This window comes from Synechocystis sp. PCC 6803 substr. PCC-P, from assembly GCF_000284455.1.
In the GTDB taxonomy this organism is placed as follows: domain Bacteria; phylum Cyanobacteriota; class Cyanobacteriia; order Cyanobacteriales; family Microcystaceae; genus Synechocystis.
In genome coordinates this window covers 2,392,820-2,409,945 of the sequence record NC_017039.1, presented here as the reverse complement: position 1 = coordinate 2,409,945, position 17,126 = coordinate 2,392,820, and the positions used below count along the sequence as shown (strand labels likewise).

Below are 17,126 nucleotides of genomic sequence, written 5' to 3'. Positions count from 1 at the left end.
CAGACTAAATGGGAAAGAGTTACCTCATGGGCGTTGCTGTTCAAGTCAAACAACTCCGAAAAAAGTACGGTGCTATCCCTGCGGTGAAGGACATTTCCTTTGCGGTGCCCAGGGGAGAGATATTTGGTTTACTTGGTCCCAACGGTGCCGGTAAGACCACCACTATCCGTTGCTTATGTACTCTAGCCAAACCAGACGGAGGGGAACTGTGGATTGATGGCGTAAACGTATTAAGCGATCCCCGCCAGGCCCGGCGCCGTTTAGGCTATGTGGCCCAGGAAGTTGCCATAGATAAAATCTTAACAGGTCGAGAATTGTTGCAACTACAAGCTTCCCTCTACCATCTTGATGCCATTAGCTCTCAAAAACGCATCGACCAACTTTTAGATATTTTGGGCTTAACAGCCTATGCAGATCAGAAAACTGGAACTTATTCCGGCGGGCTAAAAAAACGTTTGGACCTAGCAGCAGGTTTACTCCATCAACCAACGGTGTTGGTGTTGGATGAACCATCGGTGGGGCTAGACATTGAAAGTCGCTTTATTCTCTGGGAATTTTTGCGCCAATTGCGAGATGCAGGCACTACGGTAGTAATTACAAGCCATTACCTGGAGGAAATTGATGCCCTAGCCGATCGCCTAGCCATCATTGACCAGGGCACAGTTATCGCCACCGGCACCCCCACGGAACTAAAAGACCGGGTAGGGGGGGACAGGGTCACCCTCAGAATTAAGGAATTTACGGCAGACCAGGAAGCAGAAAAAGCTAGCCAAATTCTCCGCTCCCTAGCTTTCGTTCAGGAAGTGATTGTCAACCAAGCCCAAGGCAATTCCCTCAATCTGGTGGTGACGCCCCAGAGTAATCCCCTCAGTCAGATCGAAAAAGCCCTACTCGCTGACGGTTTACCGATTTTCAGCTTGGCCCAATCCCGACCTAGTTTGGATGATGTGTACCTAGCGGCCACCGGCAAAACCCTGATGGATGCGGACTTGGCCGCTGCTGCCCAACGGGATCTCAAAGCAGAAAAAAAACAAGCGATGAAAGCTAGTTAACCACGGTGTCAATCAATCTCCCGGAGACTTTTCCTGAACGATCAAAGCAAGGGCGAAAAAAATTCCCTACCATGGTCACCAAGGTAAAACTCTGCCCCAGTGTGTGCAAATTCAGCAAAGTCAATTAAACTGCCGTCAAGCCCCAAAGTTTTATGAGTCAAACCCTCACCCCTCCCAAAATCACTTCCCTGCTAGCTCCTCAGGCCGCCCCGGCCAATCCCCCCAGCTTAACGGTGGAGTTTTTCCAAGAAACCATTGCCCTAACTAAGAGGTTATTTATCCAACTGCAACGGCGGCCTACCACCCTAGTGGCAGGGATCATTCAGCCGTTTATGTGGTTAGTGCTATTTGGTGCCCTATTTCTCAATGCGCCCCAGGGCCTATTTGGTAATGACCTCAACTATGCCCAATTTCTAGCACCGGGCATTATTGTTTTTACTGCCTTTTCAGGGGCTTTGAATGCCGGTCTACCGGTGATGTTTGATCGGGAATTTGGTTTTTTGAATCGCTTGCTGGTTGCTCCCTTGGCCTCTCGCTACTCCATTGTGGCCGCCTCCACGGTGTATATCATCAGTCTGAGCCTGATCCAAGCAGCAGTGATTGTCGGGGCCAGTGCTCTGCTGGGAGCTGGTTTACCCAATAGCTTTGGTTTGGGAATGATTGCCCTGATTGTTTTCCTAATCGTGTTGGGGGTAACGGCCCTAAGTTTAGGTTTAGCCTTTGCCCTGCCGGGCCACATTGAATTGATTGCGGTAATTTTTGTCACTAATTTACCCCTACTCTTCGCCAGTACTGCCCTTGCTCCTTTGGACTTCATGGCCCATTGGTTGCAGGTGGTGGCCAGTTTAAATCCATTAACCTATGCCATCGAACCAATCCGTTACATTTACCTGAATGGCAACTGGGGTTTGGATAGTACGGTTTTGACTGCCCCTTGGTTCAGTTTGAATTTCGCCCAGGTATTGGGGGTGTTAGTTTTGTTTGATGGTTTAGTATTGTTATTAATCCAACCTTTGCTCAAACGTCGCTTTTTGTGATTTTGTCTGTTGATCATAGCTGATCGTATTTGTTCAACAACCGTATCTCGGCAACATTGAGCTGTAAAGTTTTAGACCAATTAACCACTTGGAGCCTGATGACCATGAAGACAGCCCAAATAACCCGCTGTTTAGCCCTCAGTGCCCTCACCACTGGCCTGTTCAGTTTCGCCCCCGTTCAGGGTCAATCCACCGGCACTGTCCCTGGAGAAGATCCCTTTGTTTCCAACAACGTTGACCCCAGTAAGCAGGGTTTGGGAGGGGGATTCGATCCCATGTCGTTGATTCACAATGCCAATTTGAGTCGCACCCGTAATGGGTCAGACTTTGCTGAGGATACCCAGAGAAATATCAATAAAGCCGCAGACCAGTTCAAGCAACTGCAACAGCAACGACTAATGGAAATGCAGCAACAGCAGACTGAACCGGCGATAGCCCCAGCCCCCGGATCGCCCTAGATTGGCTAATGGTTATGGGCTTGACCTATGGTACTGAAACTGAAACGGGGGACTTGGTTGCTCTGGACAGTGGCCTTAATGCTGGGGTTGGGCGTAGTGGCCTGGGAAATGAGTCGCACTCCTGAAGAGGGTACAACTACTGTCCAAAGTCCCTCTGTAAATCGCCATTTTGATTTCAGTGCTGATTTGGTGCAATCCATCACCATTACCCAGTCTGAGCCGAACCGAGCAGAGATCAAAATCTATCGCCGGGGGAAAGATAATAATGGTGACTCTGTTTGGTTGATGGATAATCCCCAGCCAGCGGCCGTGAGTGGTCCGGCGGTAGATTTTTTGCTCAGTGTGGTCTTGGGCAGTCAGAACGACCGGGATTTTGAGGTGCCCACAGCGGAATTAACGGACTACGGCCTTAATCCTGCCGGGACAGAGTTAACTATTCAATTGGTCAATGGTAAAACCCACCGTCTCCAGTTAGGTAACCCCGACTTTGCAGGGAATTCTCTCTACGCTCTGGTTAACCCGGTGGAGAATGCTGATATCCCGGCAGAAAGCCAACAAGTTAGTCTAGTGCCCCGTTCTCTGGAAGAATTGACCAGGCGATCGCCAGCGGATTGGCAACAGGCAGATTTAGAAAGTGATGATGAAAATTTAGATGGTAGCGGTCCTGAAGGTGGCGTTTCCTCCGAATTCCCGGCAAGATAGCTGAGGGGACTTGTGGTTTTCGATGGCAGTCAAATTTGGCAAAATACTTACAAGACTGTAGTAGTGCAAAAAATTTCGTTCCTGGTAAACAGTTTTCCGCCTCGCCCCTTGTTTGAATTGACAAGCAGGAATGTTTGTCCCAGCCTTGTCCTGCCAAAATTTTTAGGTTGTCCCCATTGCCCATGACCAGCAAAATCTTAGAAATTCAAGACCTGACGGTGAGCTTTGACGGCTTTAGGGCCCTCAACCATTTGACTTTTTCCATGAATCCGGGGGAATTGCGGGTAATTATTGGCCCCAACGGCGCAGGAAAAACAACTTTTTTAGACGTGATCACCGGTAAAGTTCAACCAACGGAAGGCCGGGTCCTATTCCAAGGCAAAGACATTCGTAAAATTCCGGAATATCGCATTGCCCGTCTGGGGGTGGGGCGGAAATTTCAAACTCCTAGGGTCTATCTCAATCTGACGGTGGCGGAAAATTTGGACTTGGCGGTAAACCGAAAAAAGTCCGTTTGGGGTACTTTGATGGGACAGGCTACCGGAGCTGAGCAGCGCAGTGTGGGAGGACTGTTGGAAACCATTGGCCTGACCCCCAAAGCTCACTTGGCGGCGGCCCTACTCTCCCACGGCGAAAAACAACGGCTTGAAATTGGCATGTTGGTGGCCCAGTCCCCCACTTTATTGTTGGTGGATGAGCCGGTGGCGGGATTGACTGATGAAGAAACGGAAAATGTGGGGGATTTGCTCTTGGCCCTGGCGGAAAGCCATTCCATCATTGTGATTGAACATGATATGGAGTTTGTGCGCCAAATTGCCCGCAAGGTGACAGTACTCCATCAGGGTTCAGTATTGTGTGAAGGTAACATGGACCAGATTCAAAATGATCCCAAAGTAATTGAAGTGTATTTAGGAGAAGCCCCCAGCCTTTCCCCCCAACAGTTTAAAATTCTTCGCACAGTGGCCGCTGTCGCCGCCGCCGACGGCAAAATTTCTGAGACAGAAATGGCGATTATTTTAGATAACCTCAGTCAGGTGTTTAAAGGCAGTGGATCTGATCCTCAGCATCTGCGACAGGAGTTGCAAGATTATTTGTTGCAGGGGGTTGAAGTGGACTTTGCTAACTTAACGGAAGAAATTCCCAAACAGGAAGACCGAGAATTGGTGTTGCGCCTGAGCCAAGAAATTGTGGCGGTACACCGACAAGAACCAGAACCTTTTTGGGAGTGGCAAGCCTATCAGGAATTACTGCGGGGTCTGAATTTACCCATCACGGCTATCAGTGTTGATGAGGATGGAGATTAGGGGACTTGAACTATTGGAGTTGGCAATCAATGAAACTCTAGCCACCGGGTACAATCGGGCAAGTACCTACAAAGCAAAAGATTATACTTAGGGGTTGGACGTAAAGCCAAATCTCACAGCAGCAGCAATCATTGCCCCGATAATGGCCACAATCAATGTAATGCCCATATCTGACGGTTTTGACTGTCCTCTAGGCGATTAACTCGACCATTCAAGCCTTCCAACTTCTCTTCTATGCGTGGAAGGGCTTCCAGCTTTCGCTCAATCCGGTCTAGTCTCTCGTCAATTTTGGCTAAAATGTCTTTTAAGTCAGTTTCAATTGTTGCCATTTATTCCTCCTCAACAGGGCTACTCCTAGTATATCTAGGGCGCAATCTTCAGACCTAGCCAAAAAACAACAGCCAGGAATATCTGAAAACCGGCTCGAAAAAGTATGGAGATTAGCGGACTCGAACCGCTGACATCCTGCTTGCAAAGCAGGCGCTCTACCAACTGAGCTAAACCCCCGTGAACTGGTGCATGTTACGCCCTTTGGTAACAAACCTCAGCTATTATAGCCATAGAAGTTCACAACAAGCAAGGATTTTTCCGCTTTCCTATGGCTTATCAGGTAACAACTTTTTACCATTTTACCCGGCTCAATTGTTTGGCAGAGAAGCAAAGCCGTTGGCAGGAGTTGGGCGATCGCCTGGGGCTAAAGGGAACTATTTTGTTGGCAGAGGAAGGGGTCAATGCCACAATTGCTGGTGAGTCGGCAGCCATCGAAGAAATGGTCAAAATTATGGCAGCGGATTTGGGCCTAACCAGTGTGCCCCAACGTCATTCCTGGGCAAAAACCATACCTTTCCAACGAATGAAGGTGAAAATTAAGCCGGAAATTGTCAGCCTTGGCCAGCCTCAGGTGAACCCGGAAAAACAAGTGGGAACTTATGTGTCGCCCCAGCAGTGGAATCAATTGCTCCAAGACCCTGATGTGGTGGTGATTGATACCCGCAACGATTATGAAGTGGCGATCGGCACCTTCCAGGGGGCAGTCAATCCCTGTACCAAAAAATTTCGCCAATTCCCCGACTATGTGAAGAATAATCTAGACCAGCAAAAAAACAAAAAAGTAGCGATGTTTTGCACTGGGGGGATTCGCTGCGAAAAAGCTAGTGCCTATCTCTTGGAGGAGGGATTTGCGGAGGTTTACCATCTCCGGGGGGGAATTTTGCATTACCTAGAAACCATTGCCCCGGAGGAAAGTTTGTGGCAGGGGGAATGTTTTGTCTTTGATGAAAGGGTAGCGGTGCAAGAAGGCTTAAAAGTTGGCTCCCATGCCCTCTGTGACCATTGTGGTTATCCCCTTAGGGTTGGCGATCTCGCAGAGATCCGCTACGCGGTGCGCCATTGTCCCCAGTGCGGTTTAACGGTGGCGGTAAGCAATGAGTTATAGCCTGAGAATTGCCGATCTACCGGAGGATGAACGCCCCAGGGAAAAATTGCTCAAATACGGGGCCAAGCATCTGGGGAATGCTGAATTGATCGCCATTCTCTTGGCCACAGGTCAAGGCAAAGGCAAGCTGTCGGCGGTGGGTCTGGGGCAATATATTTTGCAACAGTTGGGACAAAATCGTCAGGACCCCATGGACGTGTTGCGTAATATCCACCCTCAGGAATTGATTGCTTTTCCCGGCATTGGTCCCGCTAAGGCCACCACGATTTTAGCGGCGGTAGAATTGGGTAAACGGGTGTTCCAGAGTCGTCCCTTGGAAAAAATGGTGGTGGATAGTCCCGAAGCGGCGGCGATCGCCTTGAGCCAGGATTTGATGTGGCAGACCCAGGAACATTTTGCCATTGTCATGCTAGACGTAAAAAACCGTTTGCTGGCGACCAAAGTGATTACCATTGGCACCGCCACAGAGACCCTAATTCACCCCAGGGAAATCTTTCGGGAGGTGATCAAACAGGGTGCCACCAGGCTGATTGTGGCCCATAACCATCCCTCCGGTGGGCTAGAGCCGAGCCCGGAAGATATCAGGCTGACAGAATTCCTACTCCAGGGGGCCCAATACTTGCAAATTCCGGTATTGGACCATCTCATTTTGGGCCACGGCAAGCACCAAAGTTTGCGGCAATGCACAGATCTGTGGGAGCGTTTTCCCCAGGGAGATTAGGAGAAATGCATGTAATTGCCTTAATTCATCTGAAAATTCCAACAGCAGGGTTAGCCATGGTATAGTGGAAGACTGTGTTCGATTACCAGCCACATTATGCCCAAACTTAAAACTCGTAAAGCCGCCGCCAAACGATTTCGCCCAACCGGCAGTGGCAAGAAGATTATCCGTCGCAAAGCGTTTAAAAATCACCTATTGGAACATAAGAGTTCTGAACAGAAACATCGTCGTCTGTCTAACCTAGCTTTGGTGCATGAAGCCGATGAGAAAAATGTCCGGCTCATGCTTCCCTATATGTAATTGAGTAGTTAGCGCTATTTTTGCTCACTTTTCCGCTGGGTGCCATGGAAAGTTGGGATGGGGAAAATCCCGCTAGGGTTCTAACTCCAAAACACTTTCCCAGGTAAAGCTGAAATTATCTTTAGTTTTTTAAAGTTACTATGACCAGAGTTAAACGGGGCAACGTTGCCCGCAAACGCCGCAAGAAAATTCTCAAGTTAGCCAAAGGTTTCCGGGGTTCCCACTCCAAACTTTTCCGCACCGCTAACCAACAGGTAATGAAGGCTCTACGCAATGCCTACCGCGATCGCCGTAAGCGTAAACGGGATTTCCGTCGTCTGTGGATTACCCGCATCAACGCTGCCGCTCGCCAAGAAGGTATGAGCTACAGCAAGCTGACCGGACAATTGAAAAAAGCCAATATTGAAATCAACCGTAAAATGTTGGCCCAGTTGGCTGTTTTAGACCCCGCCGCTTTTAGTGAAGTGGTAAAAGTTGCCGCCACCGCAAAGTAGAAAGCTTTATTTTCCCTTTGGGCAAGGCTGACCGATTTAGATAATTGAACCAAGAAAAAGAAACTCCCCACCCTAGGTAACTGGGATGGGGTTTTTCGTTGCAGGTATTAAACTTTTTTCAGTTTTTTGAGGGTGTCGTACATTTCCGGTAAACGCTTATAGATGGCAGAGGCTTTGAGATAAAGCTTGTGGGGCATATGGGGACTGCCACAAACTACTTCTTTGGGCCCCACTTTGCCATGGATTCCCGTTTGAGCCGAGGCGATCGCCCCGTCACCGATCTCGGATTTGTCCGCTACTCCCACCTGACCAGCGAGGATTACCCGGTTGCCGATGGTAACTCCCCCCGCTAAACCCACTTGGCCGGCTAGAGCACAAGCCTCACCAATACGACAACCATGGGCCACATGCACCATATTGTCGAGTTTAGTATTTTTCCCGATGCGGGTTTCCCCCACGGCGGGACGATCTACTGCACTGTTACAGCCAATTTCTACCCCGTCTTCCAAAACTACTTGGCCGGATTGTTCCATTTTGAACCAGCCTTCGGGGGTAGGCACAAAGCCGAAACCCTCTGCCCCGATCGCCGCTCCGCTATGGATCACACAACCTTGGCCAATCTGAGTTCGTTCGTGGATGGTGCAGTTACCATGGAGTACGCTGTCGTTGCCAATGGTCACACCGGGGTAAATCACCACATTGCCGTGGATGCACACCCGATCGCCGAGGGTCACGTTGGGATAAATTACCACATGGGGGCCAATGCTCACGTCCTCACCACAATGCACCGAGGGATCGATAACAGCAGTGGCATGGATACCCGCCGGTGGACGATAGGGTTGATAAAAAACGGCGATCGCCGCCGCAAATAGGAGCCGGGGTTGGGCAGTGGCACACCAGGCTATACCTTGGGCATCCGCTTCTGCTTGAAGTTTTGCATCCGGGGGCAAAATTAGCGCACTGGCCTGGGTTGTCTTCATTTGAGGCGCATACTTGGCACTATCGACGTAACTGATTTGCCCGGTCAAGGCCTCCGTTAAGGCGGCAACGCCCCCAAGGGTTGGATTGCGATCGCCAAATTTTTCTAGGCTGTGGCATTGGATATGGGTTTGTAGGCGTTCTACGAGTTGGCTAAATTCCATGGGAGATCGGCGGAGCTAAACGCTAAATTGTGGCCATTTTCCCATAAGGCTTTGACCTTTCCCGTCCCTTTTCGCCGGTGCTAACTTTGGTCTAAGGTATCTCTCTCAGCCTCACCCAGGGGAACGCAAAAATTAAACCTCCGCCACCATTTCCCTAGGAGGATTCTTTGGCGATCGCCATTTACGCCACCAGGCCCAGAGGGTTGTGGCCATGAAAATACTGGAATAAACCCCGGAAGCAAAGCCAATAATCAAAGCTAAAGCAAAGAATTTGAGACTATCACCACCGAAAAGAAAGATTGCTACCAGGGGCAAAGAAGTGGTCAAAGAAGTGTTAATGGAACGGGTCAAAGTTTGATTGACTGCATCATCCACCACATGGTTAATATCCCAGTCAGAATGGCGCTCTAGGGTTTCCCGCACCCGGTCGTATATGACCACGGTGTCATTGACAGAAAAGCCGATGATGGTCAGTAACGCCACCAGGAAAAGACTATCAACTTCCACTCCTCCCACTAAGCCAAAAATGGCAAAGGCTCCCATGGTAATCAAGGCATCATAAAGTAGGGCGATAATGGCAAAAACAGCGTAATCAAGCTGAAAACGGATAGTTAAATAGATGATAATCCCCAGCAGGGAAATCACCAGGGCTAACACCCCAGAACGGAATAAAGCTTTGCCTACCGTGGGGCCAACGGTGTCAATTTGGATAGTTTCCGGGTCGAACTTACCTATGCCTTCATTCAATGCTTTTTGCACCGCTTCCCGTTGTTCCACATCCAGGGTTTGTTGACGGATAGAAAGGGTATAGTCCTCAATTACCTGCACACTACTGTTACCTAAGCCCACGCCGCCGAGAATATCCTGCACCTCCGCCACATCGATCGCCGCTGGGCAATTATTGCTGCTGGCGCATTCCAGTTGTAGTTGCAAACGGGTACCACCGACGAAATCGAGACCTGGCCTAAAAGGAGCTTGGAATTGTGCCCAGGAAATTGCCATGGCGAAAATACTGATCAGCACCAAGAGAGAAGAAACGATCCAAGCTGGCTTTTCCCATTTGAACAGGTCTAATTTCATAATTTTTGAGAATTGGTCAAAGAAAGCAAACAGAATTCTGGGTTGAAAAATAAAAAGCTTTTAAGACTTAGCCGTTACCGATGATAGATTCGGGCAAAAGAGCCTGGGATTTTGACGCACTTTGGGCAAACTGAGCACAATAACCAGTAACAGGGTACGACTGCAGGTCAGGGCGGTGAACAAACTCACCATGACTCCGATCGCCAGGGTGAGAGCAAAACCTTTCACCAGACCGGAACCAAACCAAAACAGGGCCGCACAGGCAATGAGGGTGGTGACGTTACTGTCCAAAATACTGGAAAAGGCCCGAAAAAAGCCCGCTTCCACCGAACGGTAGAGGGTGTTGCCCGCCCGCAACTCTTCCCTGGTGCGCTCAAAAATCAACACGTTGGCATCCACCGCCATGCCGATACTGAGAATGAAACCGGCAATACCAGGCAGGGTCAACGTTACCCCCACCAAAGCAAAGGCCGCTAGGGTCAAAACGGCGTAAATCATTAGGGATATATCCGCCACTATCCCCGGCAAACGATAGTAAACCGCCATGAAAACTAGCACGAGAACTAGACCGACAAACCCCGCCACTAAACTACGGCGGATACTTTCTTGCCCCAGGGTGGCCCCCACTGTGCGGTTTTCAACCACTTCCACTGGGAACGGCAAGGAACCGCCCCGCAGTTGCACCGCCAGATCGTTAGCAGTGTCGATGGTGAAATTTCCTGTAATTACCGCTGCGCCCCCGGTGATCCCCGTATTGGCAAATTCCACGCCCACTACCGGAGCACTGATTAAATCGTTATCCAAAAATACCCCCAGGCTCCGACCCGTGCCGGCCACCGCTTGGGTTAACTCGGCAAATTTCTGTCCCCCTTCTTCGTCAAACCGGAGGGCCACTTCCCAGGCTGTGCCGGATTGATTAGGGCTAGGGCGGGCATCGGTGAGGTTTTTCCCCGTCAGTCCCATGGGTTCAAACAGAGCTAATAGAGCTTTATTGGATTCTTCTTTCGCTTTGATTAATTCCTCTAGGCGATCGCTGTTTTCCGGGGACGCACCGGAACGACGCAGGTTTTCCAACTCCGCATCCAGTTGCCGTTTAATGCTGTATTCCGCTTGGAATTCCCCTTCCGTGCCCGGCCGTTGTTGCTGAAATTCTAGCTGGGCAGTGCCCCCCAAAATTCGTTCTGCCTGTCCCGGATCCGTCACCCCCGGCAGTTGCACCACAATCTTATCTTCCCCGGCCGTTTGCACCAATGGTTCCGATACTCCCAGGGCATTAACCCGGTTTTCAATTACCGTTTTCACCGCCACCAAGCTATCGTTGTCAATTTGGGGAATTTCTTTGGTGGGTTGCACTTCAATGGTTAACTGGGCTCCCCCCCGCAGGTCTAAACCCAGTTGCAGGGGTAATTTGACCAGCACAAAGCTGGCCCCAATGACCAAGACAACAATTAAAAGCAGTAGCCAACGCAGTCTTTGCATGGGAAAGGAATTGATCGGGGACAATGTTCGATTCTATCGTGCTACGGGTCGATCCCTAGGCGATCGCCTGGGGCCGAAAGCAACGATGGGGGACAAAGTAATTAAATTTTCTTGATATACAAAAATTCGCTTTTGTCGATGCCTGATCATTTTGCACTAACTTTAACCATTGCTATGCATTGCAGTGTTTTGCAACATTTAATTAAGAATTCATGACGAAGTTTTTTTACTTGGTAGGATTTATTCCGTGGGCAAGCGCAACTTGCCATAGGCTAACTTCTTCAATTTCAGCTTTACATGAATCCCTCCTCTTCTCCTTCCCAATCTACGGCTAACGTTAAGTTTGTCCTGCTGATTTCGGGGGTAGCAGCCCTGGGGGGGTTCCTGTTTGGCTTTGACACTGCGGTGATCAATGGGGCGGTGGCGGCCCTACAAAAACATTTTCAGACGGACAGTCTTTTAACAGGTTTATCTGTATCCTTAGCTCTGTTGGGATCAGCACTGGGAGCCTTTGGGGCGGGACCGATCGCCGATCGCCATGGGCGGATTAAAACGATGATTTTAGCGGCGGTGCTGTTCACCCTCAGTTCCATTGGGTCGGGTTTACCTTTCACCATTTGGGATTTTATTTTTTGGCGGGTGTTGGGGGGCATTGGGGTGGGGGCCGCTAGCGTTATTGCCCCGGCCTACATTGCGGAAGTGTCGCCGGCCCATCTGCGGGGGCGTTTAGGATCTTTGCAACAGTTGGCCATTGTTTCTGGCATTTTCATTGCCCTGCTCAGTAATTGGTTTATTGCTTTGATGGCGGGGGGATCGGCCCAAAATCCCTGGTTGTTCGGTGCGGCGGCCTGGCGTTGGATGTTCTGGACAGAGCTAATTCCCGCCCTGCTCTATGGAGTTTGCGCTTTCCTGATCCCCGAATCTCCCCGGTATTTAGTCGCCCAAGGGCAAGGGGAAAAAGCGGCGGCTATTTTGTGGAAAGTGGAAGGGGGAGACGTGCCCAGTCGCATTGAGGAAATCCAGGCAACGGTTAGTCTCGACCATAAACCCCGGTTTAGCGATCTGCTCAGTCGTCGGGGAGGATTATTGCCCATTGTCTGGATTGGTATGGGGTTGTCGGCACTACAACAGTTTGTTGGCATTAACGTAATTTTTTATTACAGTAGCGTGCTCTGGCGATCGGTGGGTTTTACCGAAGAAAAGTCTCTGTTAATCACGGTAATCACTGGTTTTATCAATATCCTCACCACCCTAGTGGCGATCGCCTTTGTGGATAAATTTGGCCGTAAGCCTTTGTTGCTCATGGGCTCCATTGGTATGACCATTACCTTGGGCATCCTTTCCGTGGTGTTTGGGGGAGCAACGGTGGTTAATGGCCAACCCACCCTGACGGGGGCCGCTGGGATAATTGCTTTGGTGACAGCCAATCTTTATGTATTTAGTTTTGGTTTTTCTTGGGGGCCCATTGTTTGGGTCTTGCTGGGGGAAATGTTTAATAACAAAATTCGAGCGGCGGCCCTATCGGTGGCGGCGGGGGTACAGTGGATTGCTAACTTTATTATTTCCACTACTTTTCCGCCCCTATTGGATACGGTGGGTTTGGGCCCCGCCTATGGTTTATATGCCACTTCAGCGGCCATTTCAATTTTCTTTATCTGGTTTTTTGTGAAGGAAACTAAGGGTAAAACTCTGGAGCAAATGTGATTAATTTTTTATTTTGAGGGGAATTAATTGACATTAGCTTGATTTTTTTCGGGAGGGTACCACATTGTCATTAGCAAAATTGACTGCATCCATGGGCTTAATTTGCGGTTTGGCGATCGCCAGTGGACTAACAGTGACGATACCCAGTGAGGCCCAAACTATCTCCGTGAACGAATTTTTCCCTCCGGTTAATCGTTACCAGTTGGGTGCAAGTAATTTGGGCAATGGCGTTAATCAAGTTACCTCAGTGGCGGAACTAAGGGATGTGCAACCCAGTGATTGGGCCTTTGCCGCTCTGCAAAGTTTGGTGGAGCGTTACGGTTGTTTAGTTGGTTATCCAGACCGCACCTACCGAGGTGATGCCGAAGGCACACTGCGTGCCCGCCCCCTGAGTCGTTACGAATTTGCAGCGGGATTAAATGCTTGTTTAAACACCATTGAGCAACTATTGCAAGAAAATGTCTCCGTTGCCCAGGGAGATTTAGACCTGCTGAAAAAATTAGCCCAGGATTTCCAAGCAGAGCTAAAACAATTGGCAGTTCGGGTCGATAATCTGGAAACTCGCACTGCTTTTTTAGAAGACCACCAATTTTCCGTCACCACAAAACTTTATGGACAAACGATTACTTCTTTGGATAAGGTCTTTGGCGATCGGGTGGGGGGCGGCAGCAATGAATTTCAAACCCAGTTCGCCTATCGAGTCCGATTTAATTTAGAAACCAGTTTTACCGGCAAAGATTTGTTCAGAACCAGGTTGCAGTTCTCCAACTTTCTTAACGGAGTAGAGCAAACTGGCACCAATATGACCCGCTTCAACTATGACGATAATTCCAACAATAATGTGGAGGTGAGCCATCTTTGGTACCGTACTCCTTTGACGGATAATTTGACTCTGCGCTTGGGTACTGTCGGGGTGGGCTACACAGATTTAGTGGATACGTTAACTCCCCCCACCATTGCCGATGATGCCCTGGGTATTCCTTCCCGCTTTGGGGAGTATGATCCGGTTTATCGTCGGGGAGGGGGAGGAGCTGGCTTTAATTGGCAGATAACCCCCACAGTGCAACTGAGTGTGGGCTACTTGGCCACCAATCCCAACGATCCTGACCCAGGCAATGGCCTTTTCAATGGGGGATATCACACCCTGGCTCAATTGGCTTATCAAACCGCTGACGGGGGCATTGGCTTCACCTATTCCCGTTCCTATTTCCCCGCTGGTAATACGGATTTAATGGCGGGCACTGGTAGTCTGTTGGCCATTCAACCCTTCGGAGAGGTGATCGCCACGGCGGGGAATTTTTACACTTTGCAGGGGTATTACCGCATCACGCCCCACGTACAAATCCATGGCTGGGGAGGTTTTGTGGAGGCCCAAGCCCAGGGGGGAGGATTAAGCAATTTATCCAATGGAGTGGGGGGGACAGTGTTGAGGGATGTGTCCTGGAATAGTTCGGCCATTTGGTATGGCTTGGTGGGCATTAGTTTCCCAGACGTGGGGGGAGAGGGTAATTTACCGGGCATTGCTCTAGGTATTCCTCCGACGGTAACGGCCAGTAATTTACCGGGGGCAGTGGGACAAACCACCCCTTACCATTTAGAGGCGTTCTATCGCATCCAACTCAACGACAATATTTCCATCACCCCAGGTTTTTGGGTCGTGCTTAATCCTGAAGCCAACAGCAACAACGCCACCCAATATGTGGGGCATATACGCACCAGCTTTTTGTTCTAATCTGCGGTCTTTTTGATCAAATTGGTCTGTGTTCCATCAAGACTGACACAACCCCATAAAATCAATCAATTGCCGCACCAATTCCGGTTTGGTCACAGCCAAAATGGTGGAACCATCTTCGAGCAACGTATTGCCGTTGGGAATTTTTAGATCTTCATGGGCATTGGCCTGGTAGCCAATAATCAATGTACCGGAGGGAAAACGGGGATCCTGGGCGATCGCCGCCACGCTACGGCCCACAATGGTGCAATTGGGGGGAATAGAAAGTTTGAGCACTTCAATTTGTCCCTGTTCAAAGTGCATCATGGCATCCACTTGGGGATACTCAATGGCATTAATTACCCGATTAAGAGCCAATTCTGTGGTGCTGATAATGTGGGTGGCACCGGCCAAGCGGTACGGTTCAGCAAAATCCCCATCGCTCATGCGGACGACAATTTGCGGCACACCGTAATGTTTTGACAGGGTAACTAAAGCCAAATTTAGGGCATCCTCCTGGAGCGCTGCAATCACAGCCCCCGCTTTACGAACTCCTGCTTCTAGTAAAACTGAGGTATTGACCGCACTGCCTTCAAAGGCCATCACCCCAATTTTTTCCCGGGCATACTGACAGGCCAAGGGATCGGTATCCACCGCCGCCACAGTGTGACCCATTTTGAGCAGATTTTTGGCCAAATTGGAGCCCATGCTCCCCATGCCACCAATGAGAATATACATCTTTCACCCGTTGGATAACAGGCTTGATTGTAATGGAAGTTCACGAAAATTGATGGTGGCCAATCCCCACCAAGGTTTGATGGGGAAATTTGAGGGTTGAGTAAGCAACTAGAATTTTGGCCCACAGACCCTTAAGCTCCCACGGCTTCCTTGGCGGCATACATAACCTCCAGGGTGATTTCCGATAGGCCCCGCTCTCGGGCAAACTTTTCTGTGTTGCGTTTAACTTTACCCCGCACAAACCCTGGCACTTTATTCAATTCTGCTTGGGCGGTGCTGTGCCAGCCTAGATCAGAGTCACTGGAAATGCCTTTGGTGATCACTTCCTTGGTGTCGTGGCCGCCGAAAATTTCCAACAGATGGTCTTCCATGCCCAGGGTGAAGGAGTTGTACACCAAATCGGCAATCTGGTTTGTCCCTTCGTAACCGAGGAAAGGTTTGTAGCCCAGGGGAAAATTCTGGATATGGATCGGGGCCGCAATCACACCGCAGGGAATATCCAAGCGTTTGCCCACATGGCGTTCCATCTGGGTGCCAAAAATTGCTGCCGGCTCAATCCTGGCTATGGCATCGGCGATCGCCCCGTTGTCTTCACTGATCAACACTTCGTCACAGTATTCAGATACTTCGGCTCGGAACCAATCGGCATCGTATTTGCAATAGGTTCCTGCTAGCACAACGTGGATACCCATTTCCCGGGCCAAAATTTTGGTCATAGCGGCCGCATGGGTATTATCCCCAAAGACCACTGCTTTTTTGCCCGTGAGATTTTGACAGTCGATAGAGCGAGAAAACCAGGCCGCTTGGGAGACGTGACGGGTTTGTTGCTGGATGAAATCTTCGTAGTTAACGTCGAAACCCTGTTGATTTAACACCTGTTGCATTTTGCGGATACAACGGGCCGTTTCCACCACTCCCATGGGGGTAATGTCCACGTAGGGCTGGGCAAATTCTTCTTGCAAATATTCCGCTGTCATCAAACCAATTTCCCGGTACGGGCAGAGGTTAAACCAAGCTTGGGGAATTTTAGCCAATTGATCCACCGTGGCTTTTTCCGGCAAAATCAGGTTTACTTCAATGCCCAGATCCGCCATTAATCGCTTTAACTCGGTGCAATCATGTTGATTGTGGAAACCTAGGGTGGTGAAGCCAATTAAATTCACCGATGGCTTAGCTGTTTTTTCCGTGGCTAAATTACCCTGTTTCCGGGCTTTTTTGATGTAAAACTCGACAATCTGCTTAAGGGTACGATCGCCAGCTTGCAATTCGTTATAGCGGTAATGGTTCACGTCCGCCAAAAGTACATCACAGTGGGCATCCATCTGGGCCCGGTCAACAAAATTGGCCAAATCTTCCTGCAAAATGCTGGAGGTACAGGTGGGGGTCAGCACAATTAAATCCGGCGTTTCTTCCCCATCTTTGCGGACAATGTTGTCCACCACTTTTTCCTGGGAACCCCTCGATAACACTTGGCGATCGACCACACTGGTGGTGACAGGGGTAAAATTCTGCTCCCGTTCCAACATGGAGCGCATGACGTTGAAATAATCATCCCCCAACGGAGCGTGCATAATGGCGTGGACGTTTTTGAAAGAACTGGCGATGCGTAGGGTGCCAATGTGGGCCGGGCCAGCGTACATCCAATAGGCCAATTTCATAGGGTTCAGACTCCGGGGGCATAATTCACCCTCAAATTGTCGGTAAAAGCCTTAACCTTGTCGAGCAGTAACTTTACATTTTGATCGAGCTTTTAATCTTCTGTAATGCTT

At 49.7% G+C, this 17,126-nt stretch carries 17 protein-coding genes and 1 tRNA gene; 11 read left to right on the top strand and 7 right to left on the bottom strand.

The genetic code is table 11. The annotated features are described in order from the left end of the window. Positions 1-26: 26 nt before the first annotated feature. From SYNPCCP_RS11285 to urtD, 5 genes are all read left to right on the top strand, one after another. Positions 27-1,052: an ABC transporter ATP-binding protein gene (locus SYNPCCP_RS11285; protein ID WP_020862191.1), complete on the top strand. Its 1,026-nt coding sequence runs from the start codon at positions 27-29 to the stop codon at positions 1,050-1,052. Positions 1,053-1,204: 152 nt separating this feature from the next. Then, the gene (locus SYNPCCP_RS11280) at positions 1,205-2,089 is read left to right on the top strand and encodes an ABC transporter permease (protein WP_010873358.1); all 885 of its coding nucleotides are present in this window, start codon (positions 1,205-1,207) and stop codon (positions 2,087-2,089) included. Between the two features lie 104 nt (positions 2,090-2,193). Beyond that, the gene (locus SYNPCCP_RS11275; protein WP_020862192.1) at positions 2,194-2,547 is read left to right on the top strand and encodes a hypothetical protein; all 354 of its coding nucleotides are present in this window, start codon (positions 2,194-2,196) and stop codon (positions 2,545-2,547) included. A gap of 27 nt (positions 2,548-2,574) precedes the next feature. Next, positions 2,575-3,249 (top strand): hypothetical protein, encoded by a 675-nt coding sequence (locus SYNPCCP_RS11270; protein ID WP_014407133.1) that lies wholly within the window; start codon positions 2,575-2,577, stop codon positions 3,247-3,249. A gap of 182 nt (positions 3,250-3,431) precedes the next feature. Continuing rightward, complete coding sequence (gene urtD, locus SYNPCCP_RS11265) at positions 3,432-4,553, top strand: urea ABC transporter ATP-binding protein UrtD (RefSeq protein WP_010873354.1); 1,122 nt, start codon at positions 3,432-3,434, stop codon at positions 4,551-4,553. A gap of 152 nt (positions 4,554-4,705) precedes the next feature. On the opposite strand, the gene SYNPCCP_RS17460 is transcribed toward urtD, so the two are convergent. Beyond that, positions 4,706-4,882, bottom strand: a complete 177-nt coding sequence (locus SYNPCCP_RS17460; protein WP_010873353.1) for a hypothetical protein — start codon at positions 4,880-4,882, stop codon at positions 4,706-4,708. 105 nt (positions 4,883-4,987) lie between these two features. Next, a tRNA-Ala gene (locus tag SYNPCCP_RS11260) sits at positions 4,988-5,060 on the bottom strand. Between the two features lie 91 nt (positions 5,061-5,151). Between SYNPCCP_RS11260 and SYNPCCP_RS11255 the strand changes: the two genes are divergently transcribed. The 4 genes from SYNPCCP_RS11255 to rplT all read left to right on the top strand — a co-directional run bounded on the left by SYNPCCP_RS11255 (position 5,152) and on the right by rplT (position 7,503). Then, positions 5,152-5,988, top strand: a complete 837-nt coding sequence (locus SYNPCCP_RS11255) for a rhodanese-related sulfurtransferase (RefSeq protein WP_010873352.1) — start codon at positions 5,152-5,154, stop codon at positions 5,986-5,988. Next, complete coding sequence (radC, locus tag SYNPCCP_RS11250) at positions 5,978-6,709, top strand: DNA repair protein RadC (protein WP_010873351.1); 732 nt, start codon at positions 5,978-5,980, stop codon at positions 6,707-6,709. The genes SYNPCCP_RS11255 and radC overlap by 11 nt, the downstream gene beginning before the upstream one ends. Before the next feature lie 96 nt (positions 6,710-6,805). After that, positions 6,806-7,009, top strand: a complete 204-nt coding sequence (gene rpmI, locus SYNPCCP_RS11245; RefSeq protein WP_010873350.1) for a 50S ribosomal protein L35 — start codon at positions 6,806-6,808, stop codon at positions 7,007-7,009. A 140-nt stretch (positions 7,010-7,149) separates the two neighbouring features. Next, positions 7,150-7,503: a 50S ribosomal protein L20 gene (gene rplT, locus SYNPCCP_RS11240; protein WP_010873349.1), complete on the top strand. Its 354-nt coding sequence runs from the start codon at positions 7,150-7,152 to the stop codon at positions 7,501-7,503. A 107-nt stretch (positions 7,504-7,610) separates the two neighbouring features. Here rplT and lpxD read toward each other — a convergent pair whose 3' ends face one another. The 3 genes from lpxD to secD form a co-directional block, all read right to left on the bottom strand. Further along, positions 7,611-8,645 (bottom strand): UDP-3-O-(3-hydroxymyristoyl)glucosamine N-acyltransferase, encoded by a 1,035-nt coding sequence (lpxD, locus tag SYNPCCP_RS11235; RefSeq protein WP_010873348.1) that lies wholly within the window; start codon positions 8,643-8,645, stop codon positions 7,611-7,613. Positions 8,646-8,777: 132 nt separating this feature from the next. Beyond that, positions 8,778-9,725 carry a protein translocase subunit SecF gene (gene secF / locus SYNPCCP_RS11230; protein ID WP_010873347.1) on the bottom strand — a complete coding sequence of 316 codons (948 nt, stop codon included), beginning with the start codon at positions 9,723-9,725 and terminating at the stop codon, positions 8,778-8,780. A gap of 60 nt (positions 9,726-9,785) precedes the next feature. After that, positions 9,786-11,204, bottom strand: a complete 1,419-nt coding sequence (gene secD / locus SYNPCCP_RS11225; RefSeq protein WP_010873346.1) for a protein translocase subunit SecD — start codon at positions 11,202-11,204, stop codon at positions 9,786-9,788. A gap of 297 nt (positions 11,205-11,501) precedes the next feature. Here secD and SYNPCCP_RS11220 point away from each other — a divergent pair, with 297 nt between their 5' ends. Together SYNPCCP_RS11220 and SYNPCCP_RS11215 are read left to right on the top strand one after the other, a co-directional pair. Further along, on the top strand, positions 11,502-12,908 hold the full coding sequence (locus tag SYNPCCP_RS11220) for a sugar porter family MFS transporter (protein WP_010873345.1): 1,407 nt from the start codon (positions 11,502-11,504) through the stop codon (positions 12,906-12,908). Positions 12,909-12,999: 91 nt separating this feature from the next. Then, positions 13,000-14,640: an iron uptake porin gene (locus SYNPCCP_RS11215; protein ID WP_010873344.1), complete on the top strand. Its 1,641-nt coding sequence runs from the start codon at positions 13,000-13,002 to the stop codon at positions 14,638-14,640. A 36-nt stretch (positions 14,641-14,676) separates the two neighbouring features. Here the strand turns inward: SYNPCCP_RS11215 and SYNPCCP_RS11210 are convergent, their stop codons facing one another. After that, the gene (locus SYNPCCP_RS11210) at positions 14,677-15,357 is read right to left on the bottom strand and encodes a TrkA family potassium uptake protein (RefSeq protein WP_010873343.1); all 681 of its coding nucleotides are present in this window, start codon (positions 15,355-15,357) and stop codon (positions 14,677-14,679) included. 131 nt (positions 15,358-15,488) lie between these two features. Continuing rightward, a complete protein-coding gene (gene bchB / locus SYNPCCP_RS11205) occupies positions 15,489-17,015 on the bottom strand; it encodes a ferredoxin:protochlorophyllide reductase (ATP-dependent) subunit B (RefSeq protein ID WP_010873342.1) in 1,527 nt (508 codons plus the stop codon). Positions 17,016-17,126 lie beyond the last annotated feature (111 nt).